The following is a 24,702-nucleotide window of genomic DNA, read 5'->3' as shown; positions in this document are numbered from 1 at the left end:
AAAAGACCTTACTTGATTTTCTTAATGGCTCTGTTTGCCCGTGAAGTTGCAATAGCAATTTTGTATTGATACCACCGGTCCTTGAAAATCTTTCGCATGGTATTATCAAAGTGACGTGTGATCACCAGATTTCTAAAACCACGCCATTTATCCATTCTTTTCGAAGGTAAAGCCCGAACACTGATAGAATAACCTTCTGTTACATATTGTATATAGTGCCAATATCCGGAAGGCATTAATAAAGTTTCACCGGGATGGATTTCTGCCTCATAACCGTTTAAAAATTTAAGTGCCGGGTATTTACTGTAATCCGGACTTTTTAAATTGGCAATGCTATGAAAATTATAAGGAAGTTTGTACATCAGATCGGATTGATCCAAAGGGAAAAGCCAGATGCGTTTGATACCCTTGTATTGGGTGATAAACACATGAGACATATCGATATCAAAATGGTTTCGTGTGCTAGAACCTTCTCCGCCAAAAAATAAAAATGGAAGCCATTTCAGTACCTTCCCGTGTGTTAAATCGTTGTATATTATGTCGTTATTTAATTCGGGTTTTAATTTTATCAGGTTGAATAAAAATATCCGTAAATCAGTTGGCTCACGTTCGATCAAATCCAGGTACTCAGCGAATTTCATCTTCGTTACCGGAGCGCTCTTGGCTCTGTCATTTGAGGTGTCCTCCTTGCCGTATAGTTCAATAACCTGGTCGCCTGCAATCTGTTTAAAGTAGTCGTAATTCCATTTGCTGAGCGCGGGACTATCTTTACTAATAAAATCTTCTAGAATAACGGGTATCCCTTTATTAAAATATTGATCAAGGAACTCTTTTGAGCTCAATCCTGATCGCCTATCTGTCTTCTTTAATTGCACTTCTATATAGGTATGACACGTGTAACTGCAAACTTATAAATTCTTTTGCATATGTAGTATGCTTTTTATTTAGATAAATTACACACAAGGGAAATGCTGAATTCTTTTGTGGGGATTTATATGACTTAACGGATTTAAATTATGAGGGCCAATTATGGCATATTCCTTCATACACTTTGGCATGTGATGGAAACTTTATAAAGTTCTTGTATTTTACACAATTATAGATTAGATTTGCTATGCAAGCATAATAAAAAATGAACCAAGAGAATACTATTGACTATTACTTAAAGATTACCTGGCAGTCGATCGCTAGTAAATATAACCAATTGGCATCCAAACATGGCATCACACAAGCAACCGGGTATGTACTAATTAATATTAGAAAGGACGGAACACCGGTTACCCAAATAGCTGGGTTACTAGGTGTTAAATCGACAAGTTTGTCGCGTATGTTAAGTGGAATGGAGCAGCAGGGACTGATTTATAGGAGAGCGGATATGCAGGATAAACGCTCTGTTCGTGTTTTCTTAACCGAATTAGGACAGGAAAAACGGGAGATTGCAAAAAATATCGTACGTGAGTTTAATAGTTATCTGGATGGTTTGATTAAAGATAGCGAACGACAGAAACTTATCGATACGTTGAAACGATTAAACGAACTGGCTGTTAAATATGTTCCGAAGGAAGAGTGAGCTGAATAAAACTTAAATAAGCTGTTATTGCTATGTTTTACTAAAAAGATCTTAGTTATGATAAATAAAAGTATTAAGAAGGTGGCTGTACTAGGTTCAGGAGTTATGGGATCACGTATTGCTTGTCATTTTGCTAATATCGGTGTCTCCGTTTTATTATTGGATATTGCGCCAAATGAACTCCTGCCGGAAGAAGAAACAAAGAAATTAACGTTAGCGGATAGGCAGGTTAGAAATCGTATTGTTAATCAATCACTGGAAACTGCACTCAAGACGAATCCTTCTCCTATCTATAGTAAACAATATATTCAACGTATCGCTACAGGTAACTTTACAGATAATATGGCTGATATAGCCCAAGTGGATTGGATCATTGAAGTAGTTGTGGAACGTTTGGATATTAAACAACAAGTGTTTGATCAAGTAGAAAGATATCGAAAGCCAGGCACCCTGGTTAGTAGTAATACTTCGGGGATTCCGATGCATTTAATGACAGAAGGCAGGAGCGAAGACTTCAAGAAGAACTTCTGTGGAACTCATTTCTTTAATCCTCCTCGCTATCTAAGATTATTGGAAATTATACCTTCGCAGGAAACGGATCCCGCTATTATTGAATTTTTAATGCATTATGGAGATAAGTTTCTGGGTAAAACCACGGTATTATGTAAAGATACACCGGCGTTTATCGGAAATAGGATTGGTGTATATTCAATGCTGGCTATCACCCATTTGGTTAAGAAGTTAGGCCTTACGGTTGAAGAAGTGGATAAATATACTGGACCTGCTATGGGGCACCCTAAGTCGGCTACTTTTCGAACCTCGGATGTTGTAGGCTTGGATACAATGGTAAATGTTGCAAAGGGCTTATATGAGAATGTTCCCGAAGATGAAGCGCGAGATATGTTCATTTTACCGGACTACATCAACGAAATGGTGGAAAAGAAGTGGCTTGGCGAAAAAACTAAGCAAGGATTTTATAAAAAGGTGAAAGACGAGAAGGGAAATAGTGAAATCTTAGTGCTTGATTTGGGCACTTTATCTTACAGAAAGCAAGAAAAAATAAAATCAGCCACTTTAGAGGAAACGAAGAAGGCGGATGATTTGATCAAGCGAATGAAAATATATGAACAGGGGAGTGATAAAGCAGCCGAGTTATTTCGTGCCATGCATTATCCGTTGTTTGAGTATGTATCTAAACGAATTCTGGAGATAAGTGATGAGTTCTTTCGTGTTGACGATGCCATGCGTGCCGGTTTTGGTTGGGAATTAGGGCCGTTTCAGGTTTGGGACGCGTTAGGTGTGGAGGAAACATTAGCGAAAATACAGCAAGAGGAAAAACGGCTTCCCGGCCAAACCGGTGAAGTGGCCCCTTGGGTGCTGGAGATGCTTGCGTCCGGCCATAAGAGTTTTTATAAGGTCGAAAACGGGAAGAGATTTTTTTATGATATTCAGCGTAAAAATTATCGGGAAATACCGGGAATAAGTGACTTGATTATCTTGGACGATCTTCGAGCAACGAAGACTTTATGGAAAAATAGCGGTGTATCGATCATCGACTTGGGAGATGGAATAGTGAACGCAGAGATTCACACAAAGATGAATACGATCGGCGGAGACGTAATTCAAGGTATTAACAAAGCAATTGATATAGCAGAAAAGGAATATAAAGGGTTGGTAATCGGGAACGATGGAGCCAACTTTTCTGCGGGAGCGAATATCGGGATGATTTTTATGATGGCTGTAGAACAGGACTATGATGAGCTGAATATGGCTGTTAAATTGTTTCAGGATACGTCAATGCGGTTGCGCTACTCGAGCATACCTGTAGTGGTTGCTCCATTTAATCTGACCTTGGGAGGAGGCTGTGAATTTGCTATGCATGCCGACTTTGTACAACTTCACGCAGAAACTTATATGGGACTTGTCGAGTTTGGTGTTGGTGTTATACCCGGGGGCGGTGGTTCAAAGGAGTTTGCGCTTCGAGCTTCTGATGAGTACAAGAGCGATCAGATTAGTCAGAATGTACTGAAAGAACGTTTCTTGACGATTGGCCAAGCGAAAGTAAGTACTTCTGGAGTGGAAGCTTATGAGTTAGGCTATCTTCAACAAGGAAAGTTTGCAATTACAATGAACCGTAGCCGGTTGCTTGCAGATGCAAAAGAAAAGGCTTTGGCTTTAGCAGAAGCTGGCTATACTGCCCCCGGGCAGAGAAATAACATTCAGGTACTTGGAAAACAAGGGCTCGGCATTGTGTATGTGGGAGCGAACTCAATGAAATCGGGAAACTACATTAGCGAACATGATCAGAAAATATCGGAGAAGCTAGGCTGGGTAATGTGCGGAGGCGACCTTTCTGCTCCTACAGCAGTTTCCGAGCAATATCTTTTGGATCTTGAACGAAAGGCCTTCCTGGAGCTGACAACTGAAAGAAAAACATTGGAACGCATACAGCACATGTTGACCAAAGGTAAGGCGTTAAGAAACTAAATCATTTTTAAACAGTGAAAATATGGAAGCATACATAATAGCGGGTTATAGAACAGCTGTAGGAAAGGCCCCAAAGGGAAGTTTTCGATTTACCCGTGCTGATGATCTGGCTGCTGCAGTTATCAGTCACCTCGTTAGTACTGTTCCCAATCTTGATAAAGAAGAAATAGATGATGTAATTGTTGGGAATGCTACACCTGAAGCAGAGCAAGGTTTAAATATGGCACGGTTAATTTCGCTGATGGCACTTGATACGGACAAGGTCCCTGGTGTTACGGTAAATCGATATTGTGCATCGGGTTTGGAAACGATCGCAACTGCTGTCGCGAAAATCAAAGCTGGAATGGCTGATGTAATTGTTGCGGGGGGTGTCGAAGTGATGTCCGGTATGCCTATGGGGGGATGGAAGGTGGTGCCGAATGCCGATGTTGCAAAAAAACACCCTGACTGGTACTGGAATATGGGGTTAACAGCGGAGGCGGTTGCGAAGGAATATAAGGTGAATAGGGAAGATATGGACGAGTTTTCGTATCATTCGCATCAAAAAGCGATTGCGGCTATTAACAATGGTCTATTCAAAAAGGACATTCTCCCTTTTACTGTTCAGGAAAACTTTATTCGGGATAGCAAAATTCATACGAGAGAATATATAGTGGACACTGATGAAGGACCTAGAGCCGATACGAGTTTGGAGGCACTGGCGAAATTGAAACCTGTTTTTGCCGCGGACGGACTCGTTACTGCGGGTAATTCGAGCCAAACATCTGACGGAGCTGCTTTTGTATTAGTAGTGTCGGAAAAAAAATTGAAGCAATTGAACTGTGAACCGATTGCCAGATTAGTCAGTTATGCCGCTGCCGGGGTTCCTCCCCGTATCATGGGGATAGGTCCTATTTTTGCAATCCCGAAAGCACTAGAGCAGGCGGGTTTACAGCTGGATGAGCTTAGCCTGATTGAATTAAATGAAGCCTTCGCTTCGCAGTCACTCGCAGTCATTCGTGCATTGGATTTAAACAAGGAGATCGTCAATGTTAATGGCGGAGCTATTGCTTTGGGCCATCCGTTGGGTTGTACAGGAGCTAAACTGAGTGTACAGTTATTTAACGAATTAAAAAGAAGAAGGCAAAAGTATGGAATGGTAACAATGTGTGTAGGAACAGGACAGGGGGCAGCAGGAATTTTCGAAATCCTTTAACCTTATGCTTCCTGTTTTTTTAAACTAAAGATCATTACCTAACAATTATTAAAAATAAAAATTATGGAAACCGTGGATAAAAAGAAGGCAATCAAAGGTGGTGAATTCGTTATTAAAGAAACGGATTATAAGGATATCTTTATTCCTGAGGAGTTTGACGAAGAACAGTTGATGATCAAGAAGACCTGCGAGGATTTCCTACAGACTGAAGTTACACCGAATTTAGATAGAATCGATCGTCAGGAAGAGGGCCTGATGCAAAATTTACTCGATAAGGCCGGAGAGCTGGGGCTATTAGGAGTTTCTATACCAGAGGAATATGGCGGTTTTGGGAAAAACTTCAATACTTCCATGCTTGTCACCGATGCGGTGGGAGCCGGGCATAGTTTTGCCGTGGCACTTTCTGCCCATACAGGTATTGGTACTTTACCTATCCTTTATTATGGCAATAGCGAACAAAAGCAGAAGTATATACCAGAATTAGCTACGGGTGCGTGCAAAGCAGCTTATTGTTTAACAGAACCTAATGCGGGGTCGGATGCTAACAGTGGGCGAACGACAGCTAAGTTAAATGCAGAAGGAACCCATTACTTGATCAACGGTCAAAAGATGTGGATTACAAATGGTGGATTTGCTGATATATTTATCGTGTTTGCTAAGATTGATGACGATAAAAATCTTTCCGCATTTATTGTAGAGCGTGCATTTGGAGGGGTTACTATGAACCCGGAAGAGCATAAGTTAGGAATCAAGGGTTCGTCTACCCGACAAGTGTTCTTTAATGATTGTCCGGTTCCAAAAGAAAATCTGCTGTCTGAACGCGAAAATGGTTTTAAAATCGCCGTTAATATACTAAATATAGGAAGGATTAAGCTTGGAGCAGCGGCTATCGGTTCTTCCCGAAAGGTGATTTCGCAAGCTATTAACTATGCAAATGAGCGCGTGCAGTTTAAGCTCCCGATTGCCAAATTTGGAGCTATTCGTTATAAGCTTGCTGAAATGGCGACTCGGAATTTTGCAGTGGAAAGTGCGGCCTATCGTGCCGGACAGAATATAGATGACGCATATGAGGCACTTATTGCAGGCGGTATGGAACCAGCGAGGGCCAAATTGAAGTCGACCGAAGAGTTTGCCATTGAGTGTGCTATCCTGAAGGTTTGGGGCTCTGAAATGCTCGATTATATTGTTGATGAAGGTGTACAGATTTATGGTGGGATGGGGTATTCGGCGGAGGCCCCAATGGAGCGTTCGTATCGAGATTCAAGGATTAATAGAATATTCGAGGGAACCAATGAAGTAAATCGTCTACTTATCGTTGATATGCTATTGAAGCGAGCACTTAAAGGAGAACTTGATCTAATGGGACCTGCACAAGCAGTAGCAGGGGAATTAATGGCAATACCTGATTTTTCAGAACCTGAAAGCACCTTTTTTGCTTACGAAAAACGTGTTATTGCCAATTTGAAGAAAGCGGGACTACTAGTTGCGGGAGCGGCTGTGCAGAAGTTGATGATGACACTGCAAAAAGAGCAGGAAATTTTAATGAATATTGCTGATATTATCGGAACGGTTTATGTCGCTGAGTCTACGTTATTGAGGGTAGAAAAATTAGTACACCTTAAAAATGAACAAGAAGTAGCGGGGCAAATCGATATGGCGCGTATTCTTCTGTACCAGGCGGTAGATAAAGTGTATTTGGCGGGTAAGGAAGCGTTAATTTCGTTCGCGGAGGGCGATGAGTTGAAGATGATGCTGGTAGGTTTACGAAGATTTACGAAACTCGAACCGTTTAATGTCAAGGAGGCCAGACAGCGTGTAGCTAAACAGCTTATCGAAGCGAATAAGTACTGTTTTTAAGGTGAAAATTTTTGTTGATGCCTATCGAATATGTTTGAAAAGTGTTAAAATTGAGCTAAAGGTTTTTTGAAGTAAAAATTTTATATTAGGTTTGGACTTACTTAACGTTAAGGATAGCCCAATGCATAATATGATCAAAAGTTTCCTATTTGTTGCTTCTTTTTTTGTTTTATCTATTTTTCAGGTTAATGCGCAGGATTATTCCCTCATCGCTGATGAATATGTCGCCTCTTCTGGTGACAGTATTAACTATACTTTATATCAAGGGAGAGGGTTGGAATCTTCTGAAATAGCACCGGAGGCAGTTAAAAATCTGACTTATGCCAACTATACACAAGGTGGGAAAAAAGTGGCCGATACGATTTCTTTGAATAAAGACTTCGTAAAATATACCGCTATTCAACAAAATGGAGGACAAAGCTTATTGACAATTGAGTTTAAAGGAGGGGCCGTTACTTACGACCAGCTCGTAGTAGAAGATTTTGCTAAAACCGAGAATTTAACGGATCTAGCCTCGGTTATTGATTCCTCAGGATTTACAACTGAATATACGGCAAATACGTTTTTTACGGCCAAAGCATTGACCATTACCGATAAGTCCAACGGCAACCTTTACAAAACGAAAGAATGTAAACAACTGGAGGTCATATTGGAGCAAAACCCTTATAAATTACAATATGGGGATGATATAACTGCAGTGATTCTATTGGATGGAAAACCTTTAGAAGGGACAAGCACTACCATTTATACGAAATCAAGTAATGGGCAAGTGCATGCTGCAAAGTACCGGTCGAATGCGGAGGGGAAAATATACTTCAAGCTCAACCGATCTGGATTATGGCTATTGCAAACGGTATATGCGAACCCAAGTCAGGAAAAAGGTGTTAACTATAACTATTATCAAAGTTCTTTTTCCTTTCGTTTTCAGTAAAGCAGTATTATAGTATATTTATCAGGTTCTGTCTTTTTGTTGTTCTTTCCATTTTTTGCTAAAAGATTCAGACGCAACGGATGGTAATGTTCGTTTGGTTCCCCAAGCTTTGGTGAAGAACTTGTTGAGGAAGAAGTTTTTCCATTTACCGCTTAGGAGATCTAGCCATTTTCTTTTAGTTACTACCTGAGTGAATGCTTTCCAACCCCATGTTTCAATTTTAGGACTTAGTCCTTCTTTAACGGAGTCGCGCCGATTCAATAGAAGCATTTTATGGATGTCAATTTTGACCGGACACACTTCAGAGCATTTACCGCATAAGCTGCTGGCGTAACTTAGATGTTTGAACGTTTGCATTCCTTTCATATGAGGAGTGATGATTGAGCCTATCGGACCACTGTAGGTCGTTCCATAAGAATGGCCACCAACATTTTTGTAAATGGGGCAAGCATTTAAACAGGCTCCGCAGCGAATGCAGTACAATCCCTGTCGTTGATCTTTTTGTGCTAATAAATCTGTCCGACCGTTATCAAGCAGGATGACATACATCTCATCAGGGCCATCTGATTCATTTTCTCGCTTCGGGCCACTTAAGATCGTGTTGTAAACGGTGAGATGTTGTCCTGTACCGTGATTACTTAAAAGTGGCCAATACAGGTCTAAATCGGTAATCGATGGAATTAGTTTTTCTATACCAACAACGGCGATATGTATTTTTGGAAAGCTTGTACTCAGCCGGGCATTACCCTCGTTCTCGGTTATCGCAATACTTCCGGTATCTGCAAGTAGAAAATTTGCGCCGGTAATTCCTACGTCCGCCGCTAAATACTCATCTCTCAGCAGTTCACGTGCTTTCAACGTAAGTTGTTCTGCACTGGCGTTTTCAGGTGTACCGAATTGCTCATGAAAGAGTTTAGCGATGTCCGCCAGACTTAAGTGCATAGCCGGTGTAACGATATGGTAAGGTTTTTGGCCAAGGAGTTGAACAATATACTCTCCTAAATCAGTTTCAACCGAACTAATCTGATTGCTTTCTAAGAATGTATTCAATTCAATCTCTTCGGTCACCATTGATTTTGACTTGACAACCTTCTTTGCTTGTACTTTCTTCAGAATGGTTAGGATTTCTTGCTGCGCCTCTTGTGCATCGTTAGCCCAGATAACCTTACCACCATTTTTTTGGAAATTTGCTTCAAACTCGGGTAAAAGTTTATCTAAATTTTCCATTACCCTCCACTTAAGGCTATGGGCCTTACGTTTCGCATTTTCTAAGTTATTCCACCTTTTAAGCCCATTACTGACAGCGGTATCATATCGATCAATATTGAAATTAATGACTTTTCGATGTTGTAAATCGAAGGCTTTGTTTTCGCTAGCTAATATGAAATCCGATGCAGTTTTTGTAGACATAAGGCAGTGGGTTCTTCTTTAATAACGCAAATATCCCCTAGTTATTTTTTATTTGAATCTACGATAGGTTTTGTATCTCTTGTGACCAAATCCCACGCGGTATAAAAAACAAGTTTAGCGCGTTTGCTTAACAATTCGAAATCAATTTTATCCACGGTATCGCCGATATCATGATAATCCTCATGTACACCATTGAAGTAAAAAATAACAGGAATATTGTTTTTTGCAAAATTGTAATGATCTGAACGATAGTATATTTTTTCGGGATCGTTTGGATCATTATATCGATAGTCTAAATTCAATTTAGTGTATGTTTGATTCGCCGTTTCACTAATGTGATGAAGGGTTGAACTTAGTTTATCTGAACCCACTAAATAAACATAGTCGGGTTTCGCAAAATGTGATGGATCGATTCGGCCAATCATATCTATATTAAGATTAGCAATGGTTTTATTTAAGGGAAATATTGGATGCCTTGTATAATAATCGGATCCTAACAAGCCCTTTTCCTCGCCGGTAACCGTCATAAATAAAATACTTCTTCTAGGTGAGTGACCATCCCGCTTCGCTTTGGTGAATGCTTTTGCAATTTCGAGTACAGCTGTAACACCCGAAGCATCATCGTCCGCTCCGTTGTTTATTTCTCCGTCAGGGTTAACACCAATATGATCATAGTGTGCAGTGATCACTAACAGCTCATTCTTTAAGTCGGTCCCCTCCAAATAGCCCAGGACATTTTGGGCTTTAATAGCCACATTTCGTTGTCCGAAAGATAGTGAAAGAGGACTTTTAAAGGTTCGGTGTACAGGTTTTTTCTTTTCGGTGATTGCTTGTTTAAGCTGTTCCAAATTGGATTTGGAAGATTCTAATATTAAATTGGCCGTTCGTGGAGAAAGGTATACGACGGTAGGTGATTGGTCTATGCGCTGGCTTTCCTGTTCTAAATCTTCTTTTATTCGAATCCTTTCAGCATATCGATTCTTACTGATTTGGTGCATCAAGGAGTCTGCATCATTTGATACCGCTAAAATCAGTTTTGGTTTTTTACGAATAATGTTTTGTATGCGCTTACTATTACTTGTCGTCCAAAGAGAAGCTTTAGTTTCTCCTGTTATAAGTGACTTTCCGGTTTCATCCCTTGGTTCATCTTCATTAATCAATAGGACCACCTTGTCCGTAATATCAACTTTAGCTAAGTCATCATAATGTTTTTCGCTAATACCGTATCCAATAAAGACCAGCTCATTAGCTTTAATTTCCTGTTTAGATCTTTTGCCAACTATCAGAAAATCTTTTTCATGTTGAAACGAGCGATTTCCTACTTGAAATGTATCAACAAAAAAGGCTTTACTAGCTAATGCCACGGGTTGATAATAACTATTATTAACAGGCGCCTTTAACCCCAGCTGTTTAAACTGTTCTGCAATATAATTGGCTGCTTTTTCAGCACCTGCTTTGCCGGTCTCTCGTCCCTCAAATTCGTCTGATGCGATAATCTCTAAATGTTTTTTGGCCGATACGGGATTAATGAGCTCGGCGTAAGAAGACGGTGCACCGTCTTGTGCCAAACAACCATTAATAATAAGAAGATGTATTGCGGTAACAAACCCTTTAATCGACATGGGAAAAATTATTTATAAACAAGCAATTTTGTTGACGCGAGTACCGTGTCTTCCGCCTTCAAATTCAGTAGTAAGAAAGATTTGTACCATTTCTTTACATTCTTCAATTGAGGTGAATCGGGCTGGTAAACAGATAATGTTTGCATCATTGTGTTGGCGGGCAAGTAATGCTATCTCTGGTTTCCAGCAAATAGCAGCTCGTATGGCCTGATGCTTATTGGCCGTGATGGCAACGCCATTGGCACTGCCGCAAACTAATATACCCATATCGCATGAACCATTCTCTACTGCACTGGCTGTAGGATGTGCAAAATCCGGATAATCAACGGACTCGCTACTGTCCGTTCCAAAGTTACGTACGCTATATCCCAGTTCTTCCAAATGTTGAATAATGGCTGATTTATAGTCGAAACCAGCATGGTCCCCTCCAATGGCTACTGTTTTGATTTGCATGATTATATCGTTTATTTTTCTTTATTGTAAAAGTCATTTTCTGCTTTCAGTTTAGCTTTCTCAACCCGTCCTGCGATGACAATGCTCAGCTCATAAAGCAAGAACAAAGGAAAGCTTACGGTTAACATGGTCAATATGTCCGGCGTAGGGGTTACAATAGCGGCTATTACGAGGATGACAATAATTGCATATCGTCTTGTAGCCCGCATAAATTGAGGTGTCATAATACCGATTTTTGACAGAATATAGATAATAATCGGCAACTCAAAAACAATCCCCGTACCTAAAGTTAAGGTAGCAACTGAAGATAAATAGGAGTCTACGGTGATTTGGTTGTCAATCTCCGGACTTACAGTATAGTGAGCCAAAAAGTTGACAGACAAAGGTGCAATCATAAAATAACCGAAAAGAATCCCTAAAATAAATAAAAGTGTTGCGTAAAACACGAAACCATTAGCAGATTTTCTTTCAATATCGTTTAATGCCGGTTTAACGAAAAGCCATATTTCGTAAAGGAGGTAGGGGAAACCTAAAACTAGCCCGATTAAGAGCGAGGAATTCAGTTGCAAGGTGAATTGCCCGGCCATATCGGTGTTTATAATATTGATTGGAATTTCCGTTACACAAAAATCGGGACCTAGGTTAAATTTTTCTCCAATGATACACATCATTCTGTAGGTCCAGAAATCAGGTTTTTTGGGTCCCATTATAATCGTATCAAAAATAAAATCATAGAAGGCGAAAGCTAAACCCATAAATAACGCAACCGCTATGGCGGAGCGGATTAAATGCCATCGCAAAACTTCTAAATGATCAAAAAATGACATTTCGGCTTCGATCGTCTTGCCTTTTTGTTTAATGGTTTCAATAATTTTTTTTCCGGAGATTTCACTCATAATATTTAGTAGTAAATAAAAACCAATCTACATGTTAATGAAATAGGTTTGTTGGACTTGCCAGCACGTACCTTATAAGAAAACAAAAATACCATTCTTCATATAAGAATGGTATTTTATTTAAAGATTATCGCATAAAAAGCGAACATCTAAATAAGATTTCGCTTGAAAAGCGTAACTTTTATTTTGAAAGCGATCGACAAGAGTCTCAGCCGTCAAGAGACCATAACTATTACTCAGAAAGGTCAAAGTTTTCCATAAATTTTGTAGTGAAATTCCCTGCTCTAAAGTTAGGATCTCTCATTAATCGTAAGTGTAAAGGAATGGTTGTTTTGATACCTTCAATAACAAACTCGCTCAATGCCCTCTCCATGGTTGATATAGCCTCCTCGCGTGTTTGGGCGACACAAATAAGTTTAGCAATCATGGAGTCATAGTTAGGAGGAATTTGATACCCTGCATATACATGCGTGTCAACCCGAACACCATGGCCTCCCGGTGAATGGAAGGTTGTGATTTTTCCAGGTGAGGGACGGAAACCATTGAAAGGGTCTTCAGCATTTATTCTACACTCTATTGCATGCATGTTCGGTTCATAATTTTTACCCGATAGCGGAACGCCAGCTGCAACCTTTATCTGCTCTTTTATTAAATCAAAATTAATGACCTCTTCTGTTACTGGATGTTCCACTTGAATACGTGTATTCATTTCCATAAAGTAGAAGTTACGGTGCTTATCTACAAGAAATTCAATGGTACCTGCTCCTTCATAGTTTACGGCTTTAGCACCGGCTATTGCGGCCTCGCCCATTTTTTGTCTGAGTTCAGGTGTAATAAAAGGAGAGGGTGCTTCTTCTACCAATTTTTGATGGCGTCTTTGAATAGAACAATCTCTTTCAGATAAGTGACAAACGGTTCCATACTGATCACCGATAACCTGAATTTCTATATGGCGAGGGTCTTCTACAAACTTTTCTAAGTAAATACCATCGTTACCAAATGCTGCTCCAGCCTCTTGACGCGCGGAATCCCACGCCGGTTCGAACTCACTATCCTTCCAAACAACTCGCATACCTCGGCCACCGCCTCCAGCTGTTGCTTTTAGAATAATCGGATAACCAATCTCGTTCGCTATTTTTAACCCTTCTGAAACAGTGGGAACTAAGCCATCAGACCCAGGTATTGTCGGTACACCGGCATTTCTCATGGTCTCTTTGGCAGAGGCCTTATCGCCCATACTGCGAATTTGCTCAGGAGTTGCCCCAATGAATTTTATGCCATAGTCGCGACATATCGCTGAAAATTTTTCATTCTCTGATAAAAAGCCATAACCAGGATGGATGGCATCAGCGTTGGTCAGCTCGGCGGCGGCAATGATATTTGGGATATTGAGATAAGAATCTTTACTGGCCGCAGGACCAATACAGACTGCCTCGTCCGCAAAACGTACATGCAGGCTTTCACGATCGGCAGTTGAGTATATAGCAACACTCTTAATTCCCATCTCCTTGCATGTTCTTATAATTCGTAGAGCAATTTCTCCTCTATTCGCTATTAAAATTTTTTTAAACATGAATTTTTTTCAATAAACCAGTGTATTAAATTTGGTCCAAAAGTTATTATTAAGAAGGATCAACTAAGAATAAAGGTTGATCGTATTCTACCGGTTGTGCATTATCAACCAGCACTTTAACGATTTTTCCGGAAATATCTGATTCAATTTCATTGAACAATTTCATGGCTTCTACAATACAAACCACTTTTCCTGCTTTTATCTCATCCCCAACGTTTACAAAGGAGGGTTTATCGGGACTTGATGAGCGGTAAAATGTACCAATCATTGGTGATTTGATGGCAATGTACTTGGAGGAGTCATCTGCTGGTTTTGTTGTTTCAGCAGTTAAGGTTGACGCTGCGGCGACAGGAGCACTTACAGGATTCTGCACAGGCACAATAGGGGCCGCTGCAGGAAGAGTGGCAGTCACATAAGTTGGCTCTTGATTTGTCTTTATGGTTATTTTAAAATCTTTTTCTTCAATGGCAACTTCATTGACGCCTGATTTAGCGACAAACTTTATCAGGTCCTGAATTTGTTTTATATCCATGCTCATATTCGTTGATTCTAGTTTAATATCTAACAATTGTTGTTTTACGAAAGTGATAAAGAGATTGCAAAGTTAGCATCCTTTGATCAAAACTGAAATTAAAATTACACTAATAGGCCCATTTGAGGTATACAGAACCCCAAGTGAACCCGCCGCCAAAGGCAGCTAAAATCAGTATGTCGCCCTTCTTTAGTTGATTTTCCCATTCCCATAAACACAATGGAATGGTACCGCTGGTGGTATTGCCATATTTTTGGATATTGATCATTACCTTTTCGGGGCCAAGCCCCATTCTTTCAGCTGTTGCATCAATAATGCGTTTATTTGCTTGATGGGGGACAAGCCAGTTGACGTCTTCGGAAGTTAGTTGATTTCTTTCCATGATCTCCGCAGCAACATTTGCCATATTGGTAACGGCAAACTTGAACACCGTCTTACCTTCCTGAAAAGCATAATGTAACTTTTGATCGACGGTTTCATGACTAGCAGGCATTAAAGAACCACCCGCTTTGATATTTAAGTATTCTTTTCCGCTGCCGTCGCTCTTTAGAATAGCATCTAGGACACCCAATCCTTCCGTGTTAGGCTCTAATAAGACGACACCACATCCATCACCAAATATGATACAAGTTGCCCTGTCTTCATAATTGATGATCGACGACATTTTATCTCCGCCGACAACCAAAACTTTTTTATGTTTTCCCGACTCGATAAATTGAGCACCGGTAGTAAGGCCATAAATAAAACCGGAACAAGCTGCCTGAAGGTCAAATCCCCACGCATTAATTGCACCAATTTTATCTGCTAGAATATTCGCTGTAGCAGGGAAAGGCATGTCGGGCGTGCTCGTACAGAAAATGATCAGATCAATTTCCTCTGCTGAAATACCACGTTTCCGTAATAGGCCTTCCACAGCAGGTACAGCCATGTCAGACGTAGCTTTTCCTTCTCCTTTTAAGATGCGTCGTTCCTTAATGCCTGTTCGCGTGGTAATCCACTCATCATTCGTTTCAACCATAGTTTCCAATTCCTGATTAGTTAAGATATAATCAGGAACGTATCCGTTAACGGCGGTTATGGCAGCATGTATTTTAGACATTCTCTTATTTATTTAAAAGCAGCTTTTACCTTATCGACGAATTTTGATTCAATCATGTCCCGAGATAAAAGGATCATATTTTTAATTGCTTCCGGATTAGAAATACCGTGTCCAATGATAACAGGGGCGTTAACACCTAAGATTGGACTGCCTCCATATTGTTCGTAATTGAAGCGATCAAAAAAGGTGTCTTTGAATCCTTTTTTTACGGTTAAGCTGTAGAAAGATTCGGCCAGTTTTAATACAACATTTCCTGTGAATCCATCACATACAATGACATCAATATGATCTTCGAACAAATCTCTTCCCTCTATATTTCCGATAAAGTTGAAAGCTTGGGTTTCTTTCATTAAGCTATGGGCAGCGTTAGTAAGCATATTGCCCTTTTCTTCTTCTTCTCCTATATTTAATAATGCAACAGTTGGATTTCCATTGCCATAGATGTGCTGTGAGTATAAACTACCTAATATGCCGAACTGGAGCAAATTATCTGGTTTGCAATCGGCATTTGCACCTACGTCGAGTAAAACCCCGAAGCCATTGGTTAAACGTGGTACATTCGTGGCGATGGCAGGTCTGATAACACCTGGTATTGTTTTAACGCTGAACATGGAACCAACAAGCATGGCACCCGTGTTGCCTGCAGACGAGAACGCATCTATACGTCCCTCTTTCAGCAATTGAAATCCTAAACTAATACTTGCATTAGGCTTATGAGTGATCGCTTTTGTTGGATGCTCGCCCATACTAATTGTTTCAGTAGTATGCACGAACTCGAATACCGTTGCATCTAGGCCCGCCTCTTCTATAAGAGGCAAGGCCAGCTCCCTATTACCTATTAATACTAGTTGCTGGTTATTCGATAATACTTTTGAGGCTTCTATTGCTCCCAAAACAGTAGCGTTTGGTGCAAAGTCTCCGCCCATGATATCTAAGCCAATCTTCATCCTTGATTATCGTTTGCTGTTCTCTTAACTAAAAACATCCCAAAGTACCGCATTTTTTTAGAAATTGCGAACCTTGGGATGTTTTTTTAATATTGAAAAATCAACTTAGGCAATCGAGGTGTTTTCAATGAGTAACTTGCCGTTATAATAAAGATTGCCGTCAACATTATAAGCACGATGTGGCAAATGTACCGCACCGGTAGTTTGACAAGTAGTTAGTGTTGGTAACTCTGCTTTATAATGTGTTCTTCTTTTGTCCCTTCTAGACTTAGAGGTTTTACGTTTTGGATGTGCCATCTCGTCTTTTCTATTTAATTATTGTTTTTTATTTTTTTTAATATTTCCCAGCGCGGATCTGCATCGGTTGATGTATTGTCCTGATTGCTTAAACTATTTAATTTGTCAATCATCGATTGATCGCAACTTGCATTGATTCCTTGTTCTTCACATCGACTATAATGTGGTACGGATAAAGTAATATATTCGTAAAGTATGGTTGCCAAGTCGAGCTCATGCTCGTTTTTCTTGAGAATCATTATTTCATCAGTCAAATCTGAAACATTATCCTCATCATCAAATTTGACAATAAGTCTTTGCAAAATGTCCGATTTACCCCAAAAGTGATTGAGACAAACGTCACAAGTCAACTCTATTTTGCCCGTGATATGGATATCTGCAACCATCATGGTCTCTTGCTTGTCAAGAATCACGGAAGCTTTCAAGTCGCCATTTTCTACCAAGGAATATTCAAATTCCTCAAAAAAAAGCTTGTTTATCTCAAACTCAAATTCATGTTTTCCAGGCTTTAAACCTGTAAATGGTATTCGATATTGATCTAAAGTTTTCAAAGCACGACAATTAAGCTCGCAAATTTAGAAATAATAAATTAGAACTGAAAGTTTTTTTAAAAGTAGTAGAAATGCACGTTGACGCTCTCTGTAAGCGATTTTGAAACAATTTATTTCTTATCTGCTGTATAGGTTTTCAGGATAACTACACGAAAAAGGAATAATTAGTCCCTATCCTTCGAGAGTTTTCTTATCTTAAGCGGATTGGCTGTTAATTCTTCTTGTTCTCTCCTCCTTTTTACGATTTTCAGTGCTGTAAAAATAGCTTCCCTAAAGGATGTCTCGGATGCTTTGCTTTTTCCTGCGATATCGTATCCCGTCCCATGATCAGGAGATGTTCGGATTACCGATAAGCCCGCCGTAAAGTTAACTCCATTATCAAATGCAATTTGTTTGAATGGAATAAGCCCCTGATCGTGATACATTGCTAACACACCATCAAAGTTTTTGTAATTATCGCCTGCAAAAAATCCATCAGCCGGGTAGGGGCCAAAAGCAAAAATATCCCGATCATTGGCTTCTTTTATGGCGGGGGCAATTATTTCTATATCTTCGGTGCCGATGAGTCCGTTGTCGCCTGCATGGGGATTCAATCCTAAAACGGCGATTTTGGGTTTTTGAATCCAAAAATCTGCTTTTAGGCTGGAATTCATTAACTCGAGCTTGTTTAAAATGGCGTCTTTGCTAATGGCTTGCGAAATCTCATTTACGGGAATATGTCCGGTAACGACACCAACTTTTAACTCGTCACTTACCATAAACATAAGCACATCACTGGCGCCTGTTTTAGCTTGTATATATTCAGTATGCCCAGGGAAGGAAAAGGCTTCCTGTTGAATATTATGTTTGTTTATAGGTGCCGTAACCAAAACATCTATTTGTCCATTGATCAAATCCTGTGTTGCACGTTCTAACGATAAAAAGGCATACTTTCCTCCTATTTCATTTGATTCCCCGAGTGTGATCTTTACATCTTCCTGCCAGCAATTGATCATGTTCGGTCTTTTTTCATGCGCTTGCTCGGGGCTATTAATGACGTTGAAACTGAAATCATTAATACCTATTGTTTTGCGATGAAAAGAAGCGACTTTGGTATTTCCATATACAATTGGTGTGAAAAAGTCTAATATCCGGTTATCTGCAAGGGTCTTTATGATGATCTCAAGACCAATACCGTTCACATCTCCAATAGTTATTCCTACCTTTAGTTTATCGCTCATTTTGATTGCTTCTTTTATAGGCCAAACTTATGTAAAATTGAACTTATATGCAATTCGGATAATGTGGCTAAAGATTAAAGAACAATAAGGGTGCTTTACGGATCTATTGTGGTCTCTTGTTTCCTGCTTGGTTCGAGAAAATTGTAAGAGAATCATAACGCTTAAAAGTACATTTAAGTTAATAAATGTATCTTTGGCGAAAGGTATTACCAACGATGACAGTAGTTCGCGCAAAGAAACATTTAGGACAACATTTTCTCACAGATAAAAATACAGCGAAGCGTATAGTTGGCGCTTTACAACCTGACGGTCGGTTCGATAAGGTTTTGGAGGTAGGACCTGGAATGGGGATATTATCAGATTTTCTCGTTGAAGATCAACGATTTGAATCTTGGCTGATCGATTTGGATCTAGAATCTGTTGATTTTTTGAAATCTAAATACCCGACGCTAGACCAACGATTAATACATGGTGATTTCTTGTCGTTTGATTTTGCCGCAATTTTTCCGAGGGAATTTGCAATCATTGGAAATTTCCCTTACAATATTTCTTCTCAGATCCTATTTAAGGTGCTGGATTACAGACATCAAGTGCTTGAAGTGGTGGGTATGTTTCAAAAAGAGGTAGCGGAGCGTTGCGCTGCCCAACCAGGAGGGAAGGACTATGGGATTTTAAGTGTGCTTTTGCAGGCTTATTATCATATTGAGTACTTGTTTACCGTGAAGGCAGGGGCTTTTAATCCACCTCCAAAGGTCTTGTCGGGCGTTATTCGTTTAGAGCGTAACGAAGTTGACTATTTACCTTGCAACGAAGATCTTTTCCGAAAAGTTGTGAAGGCTGGATTTAATCAACGTAGAAAAACATTGCGAAATGCTTTGAGTGTAATCGTAAACAAAGAGCGAATGCCCCTCCATCCATTTCTTGATTTACGAGCTGAAAGGCTGTCTGTTGGTGACTTTATAACGTTAACTAACGAAATTGAAAAGTCGCTAAAATAAAACATTGTAATGGTTGAAAAAGAAAATTCTTCCCCTTGGAAGATTCTTATTGTTGATGATATCCATGGGGTTTTTTTGGATAAATTAGAAAGTATAGGGCTGCGTTGTGATTATCGTCCTGAAATCACACGTTCAGAAGCCCTTGAGATACTTTCTGACTATGAAGTTCTAATTATTCGCTCCAAATTTAGGGTAGACGAGGCGATTTTTGATGTGGCGTCTAAGCTGAAATGTATCGGAAGAGCGGGGGCTGGTATGGACAATATTGATGAACAGTTGGCGGAGAAAAAAGGAGTGCGTTTATTGAATGCGCCTGAAGGTAACCGGGACGCGGTGGCTGAACATTTGATTGGTATGTTGCTCGCTCTGATGAATAACTTGATCCGCGGAAATAGTCAGATCAGACAGGGGCAGTGGTTACGTGAACAAAACAGGGGTCTTGAACTGGGGGGACGGACAGTTGCATTAATCGGTTATGGAAATAATGGACAAGCGATGGCCAGAAAGCTGAGCGGCTTTGGTGTGAAGATTATTGCTTATGATAAATATAAAACCGGCTTTTCTGACGCCTATGTAGAGGAGGTCAGTATGGAGCAGGTTGTCAAGCAGGCAGATGTACTGAGCTTGCATATTCCGTTAACTCAAGAAACGCATAATCTAGTGAATGAAGAATACTTGCGTCATTTTCGCAAACCAATTTTTTTCCTAAATGGAGCCCGCGGCGAAATTGTTGATGTGAATGCTATCTTGAAAGGAATAGAGGAAGAGAAGGTGTCGGGTGCAGCGTTTGATGTTTTGCCGATAGAAAAGTTTCCTGCTCTGAGTCAAAATGACTGGTATGAAAAACTGAAAGTAAATGAAAAAGTGTTGCTCAGTCCACACGTTGCAGGATGGTCCGTAGAATCATATCACAAAATCGCCACTGTCCTGGCAGACAAACTTGTCGATTTTCTTTCTAATAAATGAACGTGAGGTAATATCAAAAACAGGACCTCACGTTCATTCGTCTTTTGATGATTGCTACTTATGCCGAGAAAGATGTTCCGCATCCGCAGGTATTGGTTGCATTCGGATTGTTAAAGGTGAATCCGCGAGCGTTCAGACCGTTCTGAAAATCGATTTCCATCCCAGCAAGATATAGGCCGTGAGCCTTGTTCATGAACACTTTGATTCCTGAAATGAGATATTCGGTATCTCCTTCTTTTTTTTGATCAAAACCTAATATGTAGTTCATGCCAGCACAACCGCCACCTTCTACACCGACACGTAAACCAAAATCATCGGCAATTTCTTGCTGCTCCTGAAGCTTTTTCAATTCCTTAACTGCACCCTCGGTTAATTGCAAAGGAGCAGAACTCGTTATTACTTCTGTACTCATAATTGTTTCTTTTATTCGCGTTCCTATGAAATTTGAATATCTGCTTACAAAGATACAGGAAATCAGTGTTTTTTCGAACTACTATGGCTTTATGACCTTTTATTAACAAATTCATCAAGTTCCACCTGCATCCTTTTCTTTTGCTTCTCAGGAATCAATATTGTGGTGTTGTTTTTGTAATCGATGCATACGCATACTGTTTTTGCCATCGCATGAATTGTTTGCTTTTCCTTTTGCTTTGAGGTAAGAACATACTCGAGTTCGAAACTCTTATTGCCTACTTTGGAAGTTCTTAGATATACGCGAAGATTGTTTTTTAATGTTAAGGGACTTAGGTAATCAACTTCTGCACGTGCGATAATTACTCCTGCCGTGTTCCAATCCCATTTAATCTTCTTCTGCCAATAAATGCTACGTGCCACCTCACAATAAGTAAGATAGTTGGCATTATTGACATGTCTGAAAGCATCGAGATCAACGAAGCGAATCTGGATGGGAGTGGAAAAGGGGAAGTTTTTTAGAAGAATATCTGTCATGTTGTCTTGTTTTAAGGAAAATTAGTGACAAAATGTCTTTTATTGCTTGATTTTGTTCCATTTTTCTAATTGGTATTTTATTTGATTAATGCAAATCAAATAAAAAGTAAATTAAATAGGAGGATATATAATGAACATTTCAAGATTTATTGATACGAACAATCGAGTAAAAACGCTTGATCCATGGGTAAACAATCTAATTGATAACTTGTTTTATGATGGTTCGGGACACAGTGTTTCTAAGTTTCCTGCAGTGAATGTTGCTGAGTCGACCGAAGGTTACCATGTAGAGTTTGCAGTACCGGGATTCAGCAAAGACGATTTTAAAATTAGCGTAGAAAAGGATGTTTTAACGGTGAGTGGTGAACACAAGGCAGAAAGTTTAGATGAAAAAAAACAATTCAGCCGTAAAGAGTTTAGCTACAGTTCTTTTAAGCGTTCTTTTACTTTGCCCGAAAGCATAGATGTGAATAAGATCGAAGCTAATTTTAAAGATGGTGTGTTAGCGTTGGATGTGGCGAAAAAAGAAGAGGTGAAACCAGTTATCAAGGAAATCTCGGTGAAATAATTTGCGTGTAGATAGATAAAACAAAAGGGGGCCTATGTGCCCCCTTTTGTTTTATGTCGTTGTTTCAAAACCTAACTCATTTTAAGTTTTTTCTGTATGTCTTGCACGTAAGCTTTAAATTTTTTGTCTGTATCAATTAAGTCTTCCACGGTTTGGCAAGCATAAATAACGGTAGAATGATCTCTGCCACCAAAATAGGCACCGATCGACTTAAGAGAAGTTTTTGTGTGGTTCTTCGCAAGGTACATGGAAATCTGTCTGGCTTGAACAATTTCTCGTTTTCTTGTTTTCGATTTAACCATTTCTACAGGAACTTCAAAATACTCACAAACCAGTTTTTGTATATAATCGATAGAAATTTCTTTATGCGAGTTCTTAATAAAATTCTTTAGCATTGATTTGGCTAAATTCAGATCTATTTCCTTTTTGTTCAGTGTGGCTTGGGCGAGCAATGAAACCATCGCCCCCTCTAACTCGCGTACATTATTATCGATATTGTTGGCAACATATTCAACTACCTCATACGGTAGTTCAATGCCATCTGCATACATTTTTTTCTTAAGGATAGCCATTCTCGTTTCCAAATCAGGGACCTGCATGTCTGCCGAGAGCCCCCATTTAAAACGACTTAAAAGTCGCTCTTCTAATCCGGCCAGATCTTTAGGCGCTTTATCTGATGTGAGGATGATTTGTTTGCCCGATTGATGGAGGTGGTTGAAAATGTGGAAGAAAATATCCTGCGTTTTATCTTTGCCTGCAAAGTTGTGTACATCATCCATGATAATCACATCCATTGCCTGATAAAAATTTACGAAATCATTAATGGTATTATTTTTTAAGGAATCAACGAATTGTTGGCAGAACTTTTCGCAGGAAACATAAATAACCAGCTTATCGGGCATGTGGCGCTTTACTTCATTACCTATTGCTTGGGCTAAATGTGTTTTTCCTAAACCTACTCCTCCATATATCATTAAGGGGTTGAAGGAGGTTCCTCCAGGTTTACTCGCTACTGCAAAACCTGCTGACCTCGCCAAACGATTGCAATCACCTTCAATGAAATTGTCAAACGTGTAATTTTGGTTGAGTTGCGGGTCTACTTGAAGCTTTTTTAATCCTGGAATAACAAAAGGGTTCTTAATATCCTTGTTAAGAGCTACAGGTACTGGTATTGACTGTTTTTTGCCTTCTGCGCCGTTTCCATTGGAAGGCATATTTGTTGTATAGGGTATATTTTTATTTGAAGACTTCTCTACAACAATGTTATATTCTAATCGGCCATTATCACCTAATTGCTTTTTTACTGTTTTGCGTAATAATCCTACATAATGCTCTTCCAACCATTCGTAAAAAAATAAACTGGGTACTTGTATGGTTAATACATTGCCTTCCAAACGCAAAGCTGATATTGGTTCGAACCATGTCTTGAAGCTCTGAGCCGGAATGTTATCTTTTATGATTTCTAGACAGCTATTCCATACACTTGTACTCGTTTTTTCCATGCCGTATATTCTAATATTCTGATTATCAATAATCGAAGGTTAAAATGTTAATAACCTATCGGAGATTCGAAGTTCACAAAAAAAAACAACTAAAAAAATTAAAATTTAAATAATGTTTTAAGTTGCTGTTTTTTAGTTTTTTACGTCGATTATATGTCGTTTATGTCTCCCTTTTTTCGAGGGTGTGAAAATTTTCCACAACCTGATAGGTTACGGTTTTTTTTATAAAATATTTGACGCTGTTTTTAGTAAAAATTGTTAATTGAAATGGGTGTAGTATGCTCCCTATGTCAGCGCTAAATTTCTCAAATAATCCTCAAAAAAAAAATAAAAAAGTAAAGTTTAATTTATTTTGCGTTTTCATGGTCTGTACAGCCCTCTTCTAGTAGGTTTTGACGAAGGTTCGCTAACTGATGATTTCATATCCCTTGAGTTTATGCGTCTAAATGAATATCGTGTAGCTCTTGTATCGGGACTTTATTCTTTTATATAAGTTAGAAAGAGATTTTGATAAGATGGATTCATGCGCAGCCAATAAGTAGTATAAGATTAAACGGGAATTTGCATGAAGACTTATAATAGTCATATTCTTATTTTTGCTTTAATGATTGAAGCAGTTGGATTGACATCTGCTTATGTATAAAGAAGGTCTTTTACCTGAATGGGTCCGCTGTGCGTCCGTTATGCATCCGTTTTTTTTCACTGAAAATACGGGCATATAACGGGCCGTATACGCCAAATATACCGTTCAGGGGAGAAGAAGGTCATTTCCGGGGTGCTCTTTTCCCCCGTTCCGCCGGTGCGCAGAAAAAAAACGCTCTGTTTTCCAGCTTGTTGTATATATCACGTATTTTTTTCGGGCTGAACATTTGCGTTTACGCAGAGGAATCGTACCTTTGCACTCCGCTGACGGAGGGAGGCGGTCGTTGTTCTGAAAGGTCCGCGGGGGTATATGAAGGGGTGCCGGAGAGGGGAGAAAAATATTTTCGGAAATATTTTGCGGATACGGAAAAAGCTGTTACCTTTGCAGCCCCGAAGGGGGAAAAGGGAATGACGCCCGAGGGGAGACCCGGGGGATGT

Annotated in this window: 24 protein-coding genes; 9 read left to right on the top strand and 15 right to left on the bottom strand. The window is 39.6% G+C overall.

What is annotated here, in order from left to right; genetic code table 11:
• Nucleotides 1–8 precede the first annotated feature (8 nt).
• On the bottom strand, nucleotides 9–875 hold the full coding sequence (locus tag RYH73_RS24670) for a cupin-like domain-containing protein (protein ID WP_335316121.1): 867 nt from the start codon (nucleotides 873–875) through the stop codon (nucleotides 9–11).
• Between the two features lie 257 nt (nucleotides 876–1,132).
• Between RYH73_RS24670 and RYH73_RS24665 the strand changes: the two genes are divergently transcribed.
• From RYH73_RS24665 to RYH73_RS24645, 5 genes are all read left to right on the top strand, one after another.
• Nucleotides 1,133–1,570 carry a MarR family winged helix-turn-helix transcriptional regulator gene (locus tag RYH73_RS24665; RefSeq protein WP_335316120.1) on the top strand — a complete coding sequence of 146 codons (438 nt, stop codon included), beginning with the start codon at nucleotides 1,133–1,135 and terminating at the stop codon, nucleotides 1,568–1,570.
• A 57-nt stretch (nucleotides 1,571–1,627) separates the two neighbouring features.
• Nucleotides 1,628–4,057 carry a 3-hydroxyacyl-CoA dehydrogenase/enoyl-CoA hydratase family protein gene (locus tag RYH73_RS24660; protein WP_335316119.1) on the top strand — a complete coding sequence of 810 codons (2,430 nt, stop codon included), beginning with the start codon at nucleotides 1,628–1,630 and terminating at the stop codon, nucleotides 4,055–4,057.
• Nucleotides 4,058–4,079: 22 nt separating this feature from the next.
• A complete protein-coding gene (locus RYH73_RS24655) occupies nucleotides 4,080–5,252 on the top strand; it encodes an acetyl-CoA C-acyltransferase (protein ID WP_335316118.1) in 1,173 nt (390 codons plus the stop codon).
• Between the two features lie 63 nt (nucleotides 5,253–5,315).
• Nucleotides 5,316–7,109: an acyl-CoA dehydrogenase family protein gene (locus RYH73_RS24650; protein WP_335316117.1), complete on the top strand. Its 1,794-nt coding sequence runs from the start codon at nucleotides 5,316–5,318 to the stop codon at nucleotides 7,107–7,109.
• A 121-nt stretch (nucleotides 7,110–7,230) separates the two neighbouring features.
• Entirely contained in the window at nucleotides 7,231–8,040 is an 810-nt protein-coding gene (locus tag RYH73_RS24645) for a DUF4198 domain-containing protein (RefSeq protein ID WP_335316116.1), read from the top strand.
• A 21-nt stretch (nucleotides 8,041–8,061) separates the two neighbouring features.
• Here RYH73_RS24645 and RYH73_RS24640 read toward each other — a convergent pair whose 3' ends face one another.
• From RYH73_RS24640 to pdxA, 11 genes are all read right to left on the bottom strand, one after another.
• Nucleotides 8,062–9,450 carry a LutB/LldF family L-lactate oxidation iron-sulfur protein gene (locus tag RYH73_RS24640; protein WP_335316115.1) on the bottom strand — a complete coding sequence of 463 codons (1,389 nt, stop codon included), beginning with the start codon at nucleotides 9,448–9,450 and terminating at the stop codon, nucleotides 8,062–8,064.
• A 41-nt stretch (nucleotides 9,451–9,491) separates the two neighbouring features.
• The gene (locus tag RYH73_RS24635) at nucleotides 9,492–11,072 is read right to left on the bottom strand and encodes a M28 family peptidase (protein WP_335316114.1); all 1,581 of its coding nucleotides are present in this window, start codon (nucleotides 11,070–11,072) and stop codon (nucleotides 9,492–9,494) included.
• A 12-nt stretch (nucleotides 11,073–11,084) separates the two neighbouring features.
• Nucleotides 11,085–11,525, bottom strand: coding sequence for a ribose 5-phosphate isomerase B (rpiB, locus tag RYH73_RS24630; RefSeq protein WP_335316113.1), 441 nt, complete (start codon nucleotides 11,523–11,525; stop codon nucleotides 11,085–11,087).
• An 11-nt stretch (nucleotides 11,526–11,536) separates the two neighbouring features.
• Nucleotides 11,537–12,421: a twin-arginine translocase subunit TatC gene (gene tatC, locus RYH73_RS24625; protein ID WP_335316112.1), complete on the bottom strand. Its 885-nt coding sequence runs from the start codon at nucleotides 12,419–12,421 to the stop codon at nucleotides 11,537–11,539.
• Between the two features lie 232 nt (nucleotides 12,422–12,653).
• A complete protein-coding gene (accC, locus tag RYH73_RS24620) occupies nucleotides 12,654–13,994 on the bottom strand; it encodes an acetyl-CoA carboxylase biotin carboxylase subunit (protein WP_335316111.1) in 1,341 nt (446 codons plus the stop codon).
• 49 nt (nucleotides 13,995–14,043) lie between these two features.
• Nucleotides 14,044–14,532 (bottom strand): acetyl-CoA carboxylase biotin carboxyl carrier protein, encoded by a 489-nt coding sequence (gene accB, locus RYH73_RS24615; protein ID WP_335316110.1) that lies wholly within the window; start codon nucleotides 14,530–14,532, stop codon nucleotides 14,044–14,046.
• Nucleotides 14,533–14,635: 103 nt separating this feature from the next.
• Nucleotides 14,636–15,625 (bottom strand): beta-ketoacyl-ACP synthase III, encoded by a 990-nt coding sequence (locus tag RYH73_RS24610; RefSeq protein ID WP_335316109.1) that lies wholly within the window; start codon nucleotides 15,623–15,625, stop codon nucleotides 14,636–14,638.
• Between the two features lie 8 nt (nucleotides 15,626–15,633).
• On the bottom strand, nucleotides 15,634–16,572 hold the full coding sequence (plsX, locus tag RYH73_RS24605) for a phosphate acyltransferase PlsX (RefSeq protein ID WP_335316108.1): 939 nt from the start codon (nucleotides 16,570–16,572) through the stop codon (nucleotides 15,634–15,636).
• Between the two features lie 105 nt (nucleotides 16,573–16,677).
• Nucleotides 16,678–16,869 carry a 50S ribosomal protein L32 gene (gene rpmF, locus RYH73_RS24600; RefSeq protein WP_013663337.1) on the bottom strand — a complete coding sequence of 64 codons (192 nt, stop codon included), beginning with the start codon at nucleotides 16,867–16,869 and terminating at the stop codon, nucleotides 16,678–16,680.
• Nucleotides 16,870–16,883: 14 nt separating this feature from the next.
• Nucleotides 16,884–17,420, bottom strand: a complete 537-nt coding sequence (locus RYH73_RS24595; protein WP_335316107.1) for a YceD family protein — start codon at nucleotides 17,418–17,420, stop codon at nucleotides 16,884–16,886.
• Nucleotides 17,421–17,584: 164 nt separating this feature from the next.
• Nucleotides 17,585–18,640: a 4-hydroxythreonine-4-phosphate dehydrogenase PdxA gene (gene pdxA / locus RYH73_RS24590; protein WP_335316106.1), complete on the bottom strand. Its 1,056-nt coding sequence runs from the start codon at nucleotides 18,638–18,640 to the stop codon at nucleotides 17,585–17,587.
• Between the two features lie 215 nt (nucleotides 18,641–18,855).
• Between pdxA and rsmA the strand changes: the two genes are divergently transcribed.
• Both rsmA and RYH73_RS24580 read left to right on the top strand, forming a co-directional pair.
• Nucleotides 18,856–19,638, top strand: coding sequence for a 16S rRNA (adenine(1518)-N(6)/adenine(1519)-N(6))-dimethyltransferase RsmA (gene rsmA / locus RYH73_RS24585; RefSeq protein ID WP_335316105.1), 783 nt, complete (start codon nucleotides 18,856–18,858; stop codon nucleotides 19,636–19,638).
• Between the two features lie 9 nt (nucleotides 19,639–19,647).
• Nucleotides 19,648–20,604, top strand: coding sequence for an NAD(P)-dependent oxidoreductase (locus RYH73_RS24580; RefSeq protein WP_335316104.1), 957 nt, complete (start codon nucleotides 19,648–19,650; stop codon nucleotides 20,602–20,604).
• Nucleotides 20,605–20,662: 58 nt separating this feature from the next.
• Here RYH73_RS24580 and RYH73_RS24575 read toward each other — a convergent pair whose 3' ends face one another.
• Both RYH73_RS24575 and RYH73_RS24570 read right to left on the bottom strand, forming a co-directional pair.
• Entirely contained in the window at nucleotides 20,663–21,016 is a 354-nt protein-coding gene (locus RYH73_RS24575) for a HesB/IscA family protein (protein ID WP_335316103.1), read from the bottom strand.
• 89 nt (nucleotides 21,017–21,105) lie between these two features.
• The gene (locus RYH73_RS24570; protein ID WP_335316102.1) at nucleotides 21,106–21,552 is read right to left on the bottom strand and encodes an acyl-CoA thioesterase; all 447 of its coding nucleotides are present in this window, start codon (nucleotides 21,550–21,552) and stop codon (nucleotides 21,106–21,108) included.
• Between the two features lie 130 nt (nucleotides 21,553–21,682).
• On the opposite strand from RYH73_RS24570, the gene RYH73_RS24565 reads away from it, so the two are divergent.
• Entirely contained in the window at nucleotides 21,683–22,120 is a 438-nt protein-coding gene (locus tag RYH73_RS24565) for an Hsp20/alpha crystallin family protein (protein WP_335316101.1), read from the top strand.
• A 71-nt stretch (nucleotides 22,121–22,191) separates the two neighbouring features.
• Here the strand turns inward: RYH73_RS24565 and dnaA are convergent, their stop codons facing one another.
• A complete protein-coding gene (gene dnaA, locus RYH73_RS24560) occupies nucleotides 22,192–23,622 on the bottom strand; it encodes a chromosomal replication initiator protein DnaA (RefSeq protein WP_335316100.1) in 1,431 nt (476 codons plus the stop codon).
• A 672-nt stretch (nucleotides 23,623–24,294) separates the two neighbouring features.
• Here dnaA and RYH73_RS24555 point away from each other — a divergent pair.
• The coding region (locus RYH73_RS24555) for a hypothetical protein (protein WP_335316099.1) at nucleotides 24,295–24,702 on the top strand (408 nt) is incomplete at its 3' end.

Origin of the sequence: Olivibacter sp. CPCC 100613 (assembly GCF_036959255.1) — a bacterium.
Taxonomy (GTDB): Bacteria; Bacteroidota; Bacteroidia; order Sphingobacteriales; family Sphingobacteriaceae; genus Olivibacter.
This window is presented reverse-complemented; position numbering and strand designations above follow the sequence as displayed.

Excerpts from the sequence above, each read along its gene's own strand:
- RYH73_RS24610 (WP_335316109.1), bottom strand. The coding sequence starts at position 15,625 with ATGTCTAAAATACATGCTGCCATAACCGCCGTTAACGGATACGTTCCT.
- accB (WP_335316110.1), bottom strand. The coding sequence starts at position 14,532 with ATGAGCATGGATATAAAACAAATTCAGGACCTGATAAAGTTTGTCGCT.
- RYH73_RS24665 (WP_335316120.1), top strand. The coding sequence starts at position 1,133 with ATGAACCAAGAGAATACTATTGACTATTACTTAAAGATTACCTGGCAG.
- RYH73_RS24580 (WP_335316104.1), top strand. The coding sequence starts at position 19,648 with ATGGTTGAAAAAGAAAATTCTTCCCCTTGGAAGATTCTTATTGTTGAT.
- RYH73_RS24660 (WP_335316119.1), top strand. The coding sequence starts at position 1,628 with ATGATAAATAAAAGTATTAAGAAGGTGGCTGTACTAGGTTCAGGAGTT.
- pdxA (WP_335316106.1), bottom strand. The coding sequence starts at position 18,640 with ATGAGCGATAAACTAAAGGTAGGAATAACTATTGGAGATGTGAACGGT.
- RYH73_RS24650 (WP_335316117.1), top strand. The coding sequence starts at position 5,316 with ATGGAAACCGTGGATAAAAAGAAGGCAATCAAAGGTGGTGAATTCGTT.
- rsmA (WP_335316105.1), top strand. The coding sequence starts at position 18,856 with ATGACAGTAGTTCGCGCAAAGAAACATTTAGGACAACATTTTCTCACA.
- RYH73_RS24645 (WP_335316116.1), top strand. The coding sequence starts at position 7,231 with ATGCATAATATGATCAAAAGTTTCCTATTTGTTGCTTCTTTTTTTGTT.
- RYH73_RS24570 (WP_335316102.1), bottom strand. The coding sequence starts at position 21,552 with ATGACAGATATTCTTCTAAAAAACTTCCCCTTTTCCACTCCCATCCAG.
- RYH73_RS24655 (WP_335316118.1), top strand. The coding sequence starts at position 4,080 with ATGGAAGCATACATAATAGCGGGTTATAGAACAGCTGTAGGAAAGGCC.
- RYH73_RS24635 (WP_335316114.1), bottom strand. The coding sequence starts at position 11,072 with ATGTCGATTAAAGGGTTTGTTACCGCAATACATCTTCTTATTATTAAT.
- tatC (WP_335316112.1), bottom strand. The coding sequence starts at position 12,421 with ATGAGTGAAATCTCCGGAAAAAAAATTATTGAAACCATTAAACAAAAA.
- RYH73_RS24640 (WP_335316115.1), bottom strand. The coding sequence starts at position 9,450 with ATGTCTACAAAAACTGCATCGGATTTCATATTAGCTAGCGAAAACAAA.
- RYH73_RS24575 (WP_335316103.1), bottom strand. The coding sequence starts at position 21,016 with ATGAGTACAGAAGTAATAACGAGTTCTGCTCCTTTGCAATTAACCGAG.
- RYH73_RS24565 (WP_335316101.1), top strand. The coding sequence starts at position 21,683 with ATGAACATTTCAAGATTTATTGATACGAACAATCGAGTAAAAACGCTT.
- rpmF (WP_013663337.1), bottom strand. The coding sequence starts at position 16,869 with ATGGCACATCCAAAACGTAAAACCTCTAAGTCTAGAAGGGACAAAAGA.
- rpiB (WP_335316113.1), bottom strand. The coding sequence starts at position 11,525 with ATGCAAATCAAAACAGTAGCCATTGGAGGGGACCATGCTGGTTTCGAC.
- accC (WP_335316111.1), bottom strand. The coding sequence starts at position 13,994 with ATGTTTAAAAAAATTTTAATAGCGAATAGAGGAGAAATTGCTCTACGA.
- dnaA (WP_335316100.1), bottom strand. The coding sequence starts at position 23,622 with ATGGAAAAAACGAGTACAAGTGTATGGAATAGCTGTCTAGAAATCATA.
- plsX (WP_335316108.1), bottom strand. The coding sequence starts at position 16,572 with ATGAAGATTGGCTTAGATATCATGGGCGGAGACTTTGCACCAAACGCT.